This is a genomic window from Micrococcus sp. IITD107, from assembly GCF_041927415.1.
In the GTDB taxonomy this organism is placed as follows: Bacteria; Actinomycetota; Actinomycetes; order Actinomycetales; family Micrococcaceae; genus Citricoccus; species Citricoccus terreus.
In genome coordinates, this window is the sequence record NZ_JBHFFN010000026.1 from 1 (window position 1) to 308 (window position 308).

Here is a 308-nt window from a genome sequence, read left to right on the forward strand (position 1 = left end):
GTTCGGGTGGGAGCCACGTCAGGGCTGTCTGACGATTGAATAGCGCGAGCAGATCCTGCTGTGGATCAATCGTGGTGATACCTTCACCGCGATCGCCGAGCAGCTGGGGCGTGCGGTGTCGACCGTCAGCCGTGAGGTGAAGCGCGGCGGGGGTCGCTGCGGCTACTCGGCGTGGCGTGGTCATGAACGTGCCCGCGAGCAGGCGCGTGGACCGAAGCCGTTCAAGCTTGCCTTGGGCCGGCTGCTCGAGGAGGTCGCCAGCCGGCTGGAGCAACTGTGGTCACCTGAGGAGATCGCGGCGCGCCTCT

Annotated in this window: 1 pseudogene; it reads left to right on the forward strand. The window is 66.9% G+C overall.

The window, feature by feature from the left end:
• Positions 1–308 (forward strand): annotated as a pseudogene (locus ACEXHE_RS13490) (transposase); the annotation flags it as partial.